Source organism: Gilvimarinus chinensis DSM 19667, from assembly GCF_000377745.1.
Taxonomy (GTDB): Bacteria; Pseudomonadota; Gammaproteobacteria; order Pseudomonadales; family Cellvibrionaceae; genus Gilvimarinus; species Gilvimarinus chinensis.
On the sequence record NZ_KB898706.1, the window covers coordinates 821,274 to 829,763 of the forward strand.

15 protein-coding genes are annotated in these 8,490 nt (G+C 52.6%); all 15 read right to left on the reverse strand.

The features are described 5' to 3' along the window. Positions 1–47: 47 nt before the first annotated feature. Positions 48–1,232: an Arm DNA-binding domain-containing protein gene (locus D568_RS0103755; RefSeq protein ID WP_040516041.1), complete on the reverse strand. Its 1,185-nt coding sequence runs from the start codon at positions 1,230–1,232 to the stop codon at positions 48–50. 150 nt (positions 1,233–1,382) lie between these two features. Then, positions 1,383–1,619: a hypothetical protein gene (locus D568_RS19145; protein WP_020208238.1), complete on the reverse strand. Its 237-nt coding sequence runs from the start codon at positions 1,617–1,619 to the stop codon at positions 1,383–1,385. A 193-nt stretch (positions 1,620–1,812) separates the two neighbouring features. Continuing rightward, a complete protein-coding gene (locus tag D568_RS0103770) occupies positions 1,813–2,079 on the reverse strand; it encodes a hypothetical protein (RefSeq protein ID WP_020208240.1) in 267 nt (88 codons plus the stop codon). A gap of 1 nt (position 2,080) precedes the next feature. Next, entirely contained in the window at positions 2,081–2,734 is a 654-nt protein-coding gene (locus D568_RS0103775; protein WP_020208241.1) for a hypothetical protein, read from the reverse strand. A 210-nt stretch (positions 2,735–2,944) separates the two neighbouring features. Beyond that, positions 2,945–3,268, reverse strand: a complete 324-nt coding sequence (locus tag D568_RS0103785; RefSeq protein WP_020208243.1) for a hypothetical protein — start codon at positions 3,266–3,268, stop codon at positions 2,945–2,947. Positions 3,269–3,282: 14 nt separating this feature from the next. After that, positions 3,283–3,507 carry a hypothetical protein gene (locus D568_RS0103790; protein ID WP_020208244.1) on the reverse strand — a complete coding sequence of 75 codons (225 nt, stop codon included), beginning with the start codon at positions 3,505–3,507 and terminating at the stop codon, positions 3,283–3,285. A 24-nt stretch (positions 3,508–3,531) separates the two neighbouring features. Further along, a complete protein-coding gene (locus D568_RS0103795) occupies positions 3,532–3,720 on the reverse strand; it encodes a hypothetical protein (RefSeq protein WP_020208245.1) in 189 nt (62 codons plus the stop codon). Positions 3,721–3,898: 178 nt separating this feature from the next. Next, positions 3,899–4,288, reverse strand: a complete 390-nt coding sequence (locus tag D568_RS19150; RefSeq protein ID WP_169334783.1) for a putative quorum-sensing-regulated virulence factor — start codon at positions 4,286–4,288, stop codon at positions 3,899–3,901. 42 nt (positions 4,289–4,330) lie between these two features. After that, entirely contained in the window at positions 4,331–4,933 is a 603-nt protein-coding gene (locus tag D568_RS19155) for a hypothetical protein (protein ID WP_020208247.1), read from the reverse strand. Positions 4,934–4,936: 3 nt separating this feature from the next. Continuing rightward, on the reverse strand, positions 4,937–5,593 hold the full coding sequence (locus tag D568_RS0103810) for an AAA family ATPase (protein WP_020208248.1): 657 nt from the start codon (positions 5,591–5,593) through the stop codon (positions 4,937–4,939). 41 nt (positions 5,594–5,634) lie between these two features. Next, positions 5,635–6,339: a ribonuclease H-like domain-containing protein gene (locus D568_RS0103815; RefSeq protein ID WP_020208249.1), complete on the reverse strand. Its 705-nt coding sequence runs from the start codon at positions 6,337–6,339 to the stop codon at positions 5,635–5,637. 197 nt (positions 6,340–6,536) lie between these two features. After that, positions 6,537–7,562: a coiled-coil domain-containing protein gene (locus D568_RS0103825; RefSeq protein WP_020208251.1), complete on the reverse strand. Its 1,026-nt coding sequence runs from the start codon at positions 7,560–7,562 to the stop codon at positions 6,537–6,539. Beyond that, positions 7,562–7,747: a hypothetical protein gene (locus tag D568_RS0103830; RefSeq protein ID WP_020208252.1), complete on the reverse strand. Its 186-nt coding sequence runs from the start codon at positions 7,745–7,747 to the stop codon at positions 7,562–7,564. Before D568_RS0103830 ends, D568_RS0103825 begins: the two co-directional genes overlap by 1 nt. Next, positions 7,744–8,175 carry a hypothetical protein gene (locus D568_RS0103835; RefSeq protein ID WP_020208253.1) on the reverse strand — a complete coding sequence of 144 codons (432 nt, stop codon included), beginning with the start codon at positions 8,173–8,175 and terminating at the stop codon, positions 7,744–7,746. The genes D568_RS0103830 and D568_RS0103835 overlap by 4 nt, the downstream gene beginning before the upstream one ends. Next, positions 8,172–8,490, reverse strand: a 319-nt coding sequence (locus D568_RS19160) for a pentapeptide repeat-containing protein (protein WP_020208254.1), incomplete at its 5' end; no start/stop codon positions are given. The genes D568_RS19160 and D568_RS0103835, both read right to left, overlap by 4 nt.

The window sequence follows — 8,490 nt, forward strand, 5'->3', positions numbered from 1 at the left end:
AGGGTGGTTGGTGGAGGCGGGGGGAGTTGAACCCGCGTCTGCGCCAGCTATAGCAAGGGGCTGGGCGTCGATGTTGTCTTAATGCTGTCACTTTGACCGAAAACCTCTACCGCTCGACTGCCTGCCTGCTGATCTGCCGAGGGCATCCACCGGCCGTAAATCCGGGCAATCATCGTCCAATCTTTGTGCCCCATCTGCTGGGCTACCCACATGGGGTGTTCGCCGGCTGATAGCATCATACTGGCGTAGGTGTGGCGCGTTTGGTAGGGGCGCCGGTACTGCACCTGGGCTTTTTTCAGTGCCGGTATCCACAAGGTTTTTCTGATAGGCTGCTCGCTCTGCCAACGCTCATTGGTGCGCGGGTTTTGGAACAGCTCTTCACCCTTCAGGTAAGTGTGCGCTTTTTGAGCTTTGACCGCTTCGAGAGCCGGAGCCAGCAGCTTAATCGTGCGCTTGCCGGCCGCTGTCTTGGTAACCTCTGCTTTTCCCTTCGCCGCCTGGGTGATCGATTTTGTGATTCTCACCTCTTTTCGCCGCAAGTCCACATCAGCCCAATCGAGGGCAACCACTTCCGATGGTCTCAGCCCGGTCCAGAACATAAAGCGCACCAGGTTAAGCGCCTGGCCTTCCAGAGCCGCCACAATAGACGCCTGTTCGTCTTTATCGAAGGGGTCTACATCATCCTCGGTTTTCAGCTCTTCGCGCTTCTGGTATGTCCAGCCCGCCAGAGGGTTAGTTTCTACCAGCTCATCGTCTACCGCGTCTTTCAGGCCCGCTCTGATTGCGCTCTGAATGTTGCGCAGGGTTTTGTTGCCCACACTCAAGCCTTCCAGCCATTCGCGAAGGGTGCGTCGGTTGAGCTCTACCAGCTCCAAGTGACCAAGAGCGGCATCAAGGCGTTTTATCACCTTGCGATACCCGTGAATGGTGCTGGCCTGTACTTGCCCCTCTTTACGGTCTAGCCAATCATCAAAGTAGCGGCGCACGGTGTTGTGTCCGCTGTCAGGCTTGAATGATTTGGCCTTTTTGGAGTCGGGGAAGGTGACCGAGTAATCAAACGTGCCCCGGGCAATGGCATCAAGAATCGCCGCCCGGTGAAGCTCGGCCCGATTTAGATTAGTGGCATTGGGCTTGAGCGGGAGCCTTTCGCGGCAGCGCTCGCCTTGATACATGAAACTGATTTCAATGGAGCTTTCCGACGCTGGTCGGACGCCTCGCCTTTTTCTACCCATTGTTCGTAACCTTCCACATCAATCAGCAATCTCCCGTCAGGGGCTTTGATAAATACTAAGCCTTCCGGCCACACTCCATCGCGGCGCTTTGTTCGAATAGCGGCCTCACTGTACCCTGAAATTTCAGAGAATTTTTCGATGGTGACGTACTTAAGCACCGCTCACTACCTCCCGTGATTCCAGAATAAAGCCAGAGCCTTTGCAGGTTGCACAGTGCTGGCGTTCTAAGTTGTAGCCTCGGCAAGCGGGGCAGGGTGTTAGCTTTTCGCCATAGGGGTAAATCAAAGTCTCGCTGAGTCCGTCGCTATTTATGTGCACAGCTTCAGCTCGACCGGCTTGGCCCCCTAAGCCGCGCAGCATGGCCAGGGGTAATAGCTTTTTACGCATTACTGACCTCGCCTCTCTGCATCACGCATTAACTTTTCGGCTTTTCGCTTACGTTTGGCCTCTGCCTTTTCCAGTGCGTGGCGCTTGGCGGATTCCGGTTGTTTTGGTTTTGGCTTCCGGGGTTCAGGCATAAGGACGGTCGGCGGCATACTAGTCATAGCCAATATGGCCGCCAAAACTAATGATTTACGCATCACTCCTCACCTCCTGAGCGCTGGCGATCTTGCAGAAATGCGACACCTAGTGCGGTTAGCCGCTTATCCTCTGACGATTTTGCGTCATGCAAAAAGCCGCCGTTGACCATGATTTGATAAATCGTGTGGCCACTCCAGTAGCCAGCTACTTGGTTTCTCAGGTTCTTTGCGATCAGATCACGCTGCGCGTCTATAGAGCCGTTTACCGGTGCGCCAAAGTTGGTGCCTGCAAATAGGCTTTGGATGTATTCGTCACTTACCACCATGCTACCGCTCCCCCTCTGGTTGGTGGGCTAAGCGCCTAATTGCCCTGACAAGATCACGCACTTGCTTGTATTCGGACTCAATGTCGGCGTCGTCCCATTTGCCGTCGATGTTTGTGCATGAATTTTTTAGGTCGCGGTTGGCTTCTTCCAGCCTGTTAGCGGAGATCACTGCCAGCCTCTTGATGTCCTCACTCTCCCCCACCGGTTGCGGGGCGGCTTTTAGAAGTTCTCGAATAACGGGCCTCCACCAGAACTTTCCAAGCCCTTCGCGTGTTTCGCCAAAATGTAGCCCGTCCAGTTCGCCGATGCCGCGCAGGAATGACCATGCCTCAACCGGGAATAACATCCATCCATCTGGCACCTTCGCCGATGGGGTGGGGTGGGTGTTGCGTTTCGCCAATTGCCCGCCATGAGTGTCTTGCTCCCAGTTGCGCGCAATCTCAAAAGAATGACATTCGTTGCAGTGCTGAGCGTGTCCGATAACTTCAATTAATGTTCGGGTTGCGTAGTCGTAATCCTCGGCAGATACCACCTCCCCGGCAGTGCGGGCGGCTTGCTCGCGCAAAAGGATTGCAGCGTCTCGGATGAAGTCAAGCGAGCTGTCTGCCGCGTATGCCTCTTCTAGCGCTTCGATAACTTCTCTCATATCAGTCATTGGTTAGCTCCTACCGGTTATGCCCGTTAATGCCGCCGCAGTGTGGGCAGATTACAGTCCACGCTTTCATCTTTTTGCGGCAGTGGATGCACTTTTCTTTTTTCTGTTTAGTCATTGGTTGGCTCCTTGAAATATTAGCGCCACATACAGCGCAATCACGCCGTAAAATATTGCCACCTGAATAAAGCATTTAAATTCTTTAATCATCACTCACCCCCCTTCGCCAGCGGATAGGGCGACAGTAAAGCGGTGCACAATTTCGTCACGGATTGGCCACGGCGGACAATCATCTGGATTGGACGGATAGCCGGTGCCAAGGCAATCTTCTGGACTATTGGCGATCTGATCGCGGGCCTGATAAATAACTTCGCACAACTCCTTCACCCGCTCCCGCTCTTGTTCAAGCTCTGCCTTTAGCTGTTCGTTTACCCAGCTCTTGTTTCGTAGATCTATTTGTAGATGGACGTATTCGGCTTTTACTCGGGATAACTCCTGTACAACTTCATTCCATGTCATTTTTCGTTGCTCGCTCACTCTTCCCCCTTGCCCTAATACGGCGTTTGGTCTTCAATTCGCTTGTTCCACTTAGCAAGCAATTTATCGAGGTTTACGTGGTACGGTACGGGCGCGCGTATACGTTTTTTGTAACGAATAAAGCCAAACCAAACGACTAAAATATAAAGATTGAACCAGATACCTTCGCCGGTGTTATCTTGATAACCAAATTCTGTTTTCAGTAGATAGCGCCTTCTAATCCCAAGTTTATTTAACACTCTTCCCCCTTGCCCTGTTGGGGCTTAATAAGTCCAAGCGTATTGATCACCGCTTAAAAAATCGTTAATGGTTAGTTCTTCACACCCTTCGCATTTGTAAATGTCGCCGGTATGTTGGCCTACACTTGCGCGAGCGGTTTCTATGTTTGAATAGGTTGTGTCGTGTGGATCGCTTTCTATTTCATGGCCGCAATGGACGCAAATTATTGTCATACCCTCTCTCCTGTTGTTTGGCGTGTGGTGGCCGGTACCATTCCCACCGACAAGGTCTTGAGGAATTCACCACACTGAAAAGGACTCTGCAGGTCTAGAATCGAACGTTCGACCGGCCCGAGGGCTGCCCCAGCGGCAGAGCCCTTATCAGTGCCGCCTCTATTCGAGGCGGGGTGGGTTAGCGCATAATCGAAAGCAAGGAAGGGAACTCTTCGCCTTGCTCGATAACAAATTTCATTCTGTTGTATTTGATCTTTCCAGACTCTAGGCGCTCGCCTTTCTCTAATGCCTCAAGCGTCATGCGCTGTAACCAGGAGTAAAGGCCTTCGTCGTCGCTTAATTTGGTTTCGTGCCAGATTTTTCTAACGCGAAGGCTTGCGCGGTCGATAGCGTGACCTGAAAGCTCCACGACTGGCATGGTGTCACCACGGCGCTCCAGTTCGGCTTTTGCATACTCCGCCATCTTGGTTCCGTTGTTCGCCATCCAGCGAAGGTAGCTAACAGGCACACGGGTAATAAGCTCTCCGTTATGCTTGCCAAAATCCAAAACTACGCCGTGTGTATTCACTGTCATATCTCCCACAATGAGCCCATAGGGGGCGGTTAATGGTTAGTAAGGTGATGGCCCGCTGCCGTAGCCACCCTGGTCTTGATAGCCGCCAGAGTTTCCACCCTGACTGCGTTCGTCACGGTCTTTGTAGCTGGCAGTCATACGTTCGACAGTTTGCGCTGGCTTTCCTTCCACAATCTCGCGCAGGGTTTTGTTGTCCGATGGATTAAATGGAACCGCAATCTCAAAGCTGTAACCTTCGCTGTTGTCACTTTTGGTGAACAATTTCTTCTGGAAAAAGATACCAATGCGCTTGCCGGTCAACTCGGGGCAAATGTAGTCTTGGCCGTTTTGCTGTGAGCTAAGGCCCTGAATGCTCAACAGACCCATTAGCGCGTTAAGAACACTTTGGCCGCCTTTGATTGGCTCGCCTTGCTGACCGTTAAAACCTTTCTTCGCGTAGTAGACGTTCACGTAGTTGGCCTTTTGACCGCCTTCGGTTACGAATGAAAATTCTATGCCTTGGCTGCCAGTGTTGGCAGTGATGAACTTGGCTTGGGCAATGGTGACCACCTTGGGGCCGCCTTCGCTCAAGTAATCTCCGCCGCCTGCCTTGGTGCCGGACTCTTCGTTGTACTGCAGAATGTATGCTGGTTGATTCATGGTTTATTGCTCCGAGTAGTAGGCGTTGATTGCCTGATTAACAAAATTAAGATCATTCTCGATCAGCTCGCTATCAAACATTTCCATCGGCGTTTTGATCGTATCTGACCCGTCATTTTGAGTGGTGAAGTAGTATTGACCGTCTCGGCGGACTGACTTCATAACGATGGTGAAAAGCCCTTCCAAGGTGATCTTCTCGTCCAGTAATTTGCCCACGGTTTTGCAGCGGGTAATGCCTTTATCGTCGGTTTGGGTGTGAGCCAAGATATACACGGTCACATCATCAGGAGCGGCTTGTGCAGCCATGACAATATCCCATGCGTGTTTGGCTATATCGGTGAACTTTCCAAAACCTGTCTCACCACCACGACGCATAAACTCATTCGCCATGACATATTGGAAGTCATCAACAATGATGATCTTTTTGCCGTAGTGGGCTGGGAAGGCCATGATTGCATCACAGATGCCTTGAGACTGATCGGTGACCACGACAGAGCCGGTTTTCGCTTGCCTATCCCAAGTCTTCCACGCGCCCGCACCCTTGAAGGGGAGGCGCTTTTTAACGGCCTGAACAAGAATGCACTGGCTAGGATCAAGGTTGCGAAGCGAGGTTGATTTGCCTGTACCGGATTCGCCGATGATTAAAACTGGTGTGCCCATAATGTATGCCTGTGTATGTCAGTGTATTGGTTGGTTGCGAGTTAAGCTGCTGCTTGAGTGGCGAAGGTTAAGCGCTGATAAATCTCACGAACCTTGAGCACATCATCAGCGTTGTATTCTGCGATTCGCCCTATCTGGCCAGCTTTGTAGAAATCCCACACCTTTGAGCCGTCAATGTCGTCTGGCTTGCCCTCGATTCCCAACGCTTTGCAGAGGTTGTCTTGTGAGATTCGATTGCCCCAACCGGCCCACGCCTGCATAGTGTCGAAGAACTGCGAGCCGTGGCGTCCCCACTGCTTAAGATCGAAGCCTGGGTTAATTCGGTTGATCACACAGCGCTGATACAGAAACTTAAGATCAAAGCCGCCGATGTTGTGACCGACAAAGTAGGGTGGGCGCGATTGGCCGTAAGAGGACAACTCTTGGTCGAGCTGGTAAAGGGCGTTCTCTATCAATCCCACCTCTGATTCAAAGTGCTGGCGAGAGGAAACAAACACTTCGCCACCCTCAACCGCGAAGGCAATAGAGATGATTTCGCCTTTGCTGCCATCCAACGCGGTTTTGCGATAGCGCTCTTCAATGAGCGCCTCTTTTTCGCCTGCGTACTTGCCTACACCGTTGTGCCAGTCGGCAACGGTTTCCGGCTTTTTCATGCTTGCCGGGGCCTGAATGCTTTCAGCGATTGCGGCCTTTGCTTCGGCTTCTGGCTGCTCCGGAATTGTTTCCAGATCAATAAATACGTTCATGTCGTGCGCTCCTGATTTGCTCTAGTTCGTACTGCGTTGAATAACCCGCGTCATAACTTTCTGATTTGCCAGACTTGTGCGGTACACCATCTCTGCAATCTGCCTGACCCTTGATAAACTCAAACAGGTCGTAGTTAGCGGCTCGCTCTGCTACTTGTGCTTGGGCGTTCATACCTTCCCCTTGCGGCTGGGCCGCGTTAATAGTTCACCGATACGTTAGGCACGTAGCCTCGCACGATTGCCTTGATTAGCTGGCGCCCCTGATCTTCGGAATATCCAAGGGCGGTAAAACCAGCCAGTGCTTCACGATTAATCTTTGCCCGGTGGCGCTTATTGGCAGCCTTGCGCTCGGCCTCTTGCTCAGCGGCAATTCGTTCGTTTTCGATGCGCTGGCGCTCAGCTTCCACGGCGGCTGCTTGGCGCTTTTCGGCTTCTTCTTTCTCGCGCAACGCTCTGGCCTCAGCTTCTGCCTTTTCTCGGGCTGCGCGATCAATGGCGGCTTGGTGTTCGCGTTCTTTGCGTTCTGCCTCTGCCTGGGCTTCACGCTTGGCGCGTTCTTCGGCTTCGCGTACAAGCTGGGCTTCACGCTCTTTGCGTTCGCGCTCGGCTTGTTCTGCTCGGCGGCGCTCAATCTCTGCGAGTTCGGCCTCGTGCTTTAGCTGGGCATCAAGGGCAGACTTAAGGCCGGACAAAGCCGCATCTTTTTCGCGGGCCGCAATCGCTTCAAACTCTTCCCAGTGTTCACCTAGGGTGACACCTTCAACGTGTTCGATCTTTTGCTTTAGCTTCTCGCTGTTAAAGCGGGTACCAAATTCATCGGCGTATTGGCCGGTTTGACGAATCGCCTCTATTGCCGCCTCGTGGCTGGCAACGCGCTCCTTTTCCGCCTCTTCCCACTCGGTCAACGGCTTGCGGGTTTCGTCGCGCAGCGCGTCCATTTCCCGGGTGAATTCGCGCAGCTCGGTTTCGATCTTTTTGGGCAGCTCTTTGATGCGCTTTAGGTATTCACGACCTGGCTTTTCAACGGCAACCTTTGACTTGCTGACTTTTGCAGCCAGCGAGGCAATGCGCGCACGGCTTGCCGCGGTTGACAGGTCTGGCACTTCACCTGCGACCTGCTCGCGGGCGTATTCAACGTAAGCACCCAAGCCGCCATGGCCATAAATCGAAGGCGCTTTGTCTGCGGTAATGTCTTCCGGCTCAATTACTGATAGATTTCCCATTAGATTTTCCCCCTTACCATTCGCGGCTGCATTGAGTTTTTGACTACCTGAATAGCGCGGTGATACGCCTCAGAGTTGGTTGCACCCAGGGCGGCGTATTCGCGCACCTTGCCCGGCTTGCCGATGCTGATAATGCAGCGGCGGGGCTTTAGTGGGTGGCTGCTGTCTTCGATTACGTGCTTCATTTGCTTAGCTCCTTGAGGTGCTTCTCTGCTTCAAATACCGCTGATTGGTAGGCGTCATCGCTTCCACGCTCAACGCCTGCGAGCCAAAACAAGATGCGAGACTCTGAGCCGTGCTGTATCAGCTCGTTGGCAAACGCCTCCGCCTGGGCTTCGCCTTCCTCTGCTATCAGGTTTCCGGCCTCTGCCTTGTCGTACATCGCGATAGTGCGCAGGCGTTCCACGAAATACCCGTCAGGCTCTTCTGAGATCAGGTAGAGAAAGTTGGGGTTTTTCGTCAGCGATAAGCGAAGAGAGTCAAAGTACTGCTCTTTAAGCTCGGCAATAATCCGAGCCTTTTCGGCCTCGTCCTTCGCTTCGGTAATATCTCTGGCGTGTTCTGCCGCTTCATTACCGTCTGTGTTTGCTGGAAATTGGAGAACAGTATTCACGCTGCCTCCTCTTTTTCTTTATGGCGAGTTTTGGTCGCTGGAGATTTCTCAATTGCAGAGCGAATAAAGTCTTTCCACTCTTTCCACCACTCAAGCGCGCCAGTATCCATTGCTGCAATTTTTTCATCATCAAATTCCCACCACTCAGCAATAGGGAACCGCTTGCAGCCTATTTGAAGGTATTCTGAGGTGTAAGTGATTGCGTATTTTTCGGAGATAAATAGGGACTTAATTTGATTTCGGTTGCCGGCGCAGCCCCACAGATTGGCGCCCCGCAGATTGGCGCCCCGCAGATTGGCGTCCTCCAGATTGGCG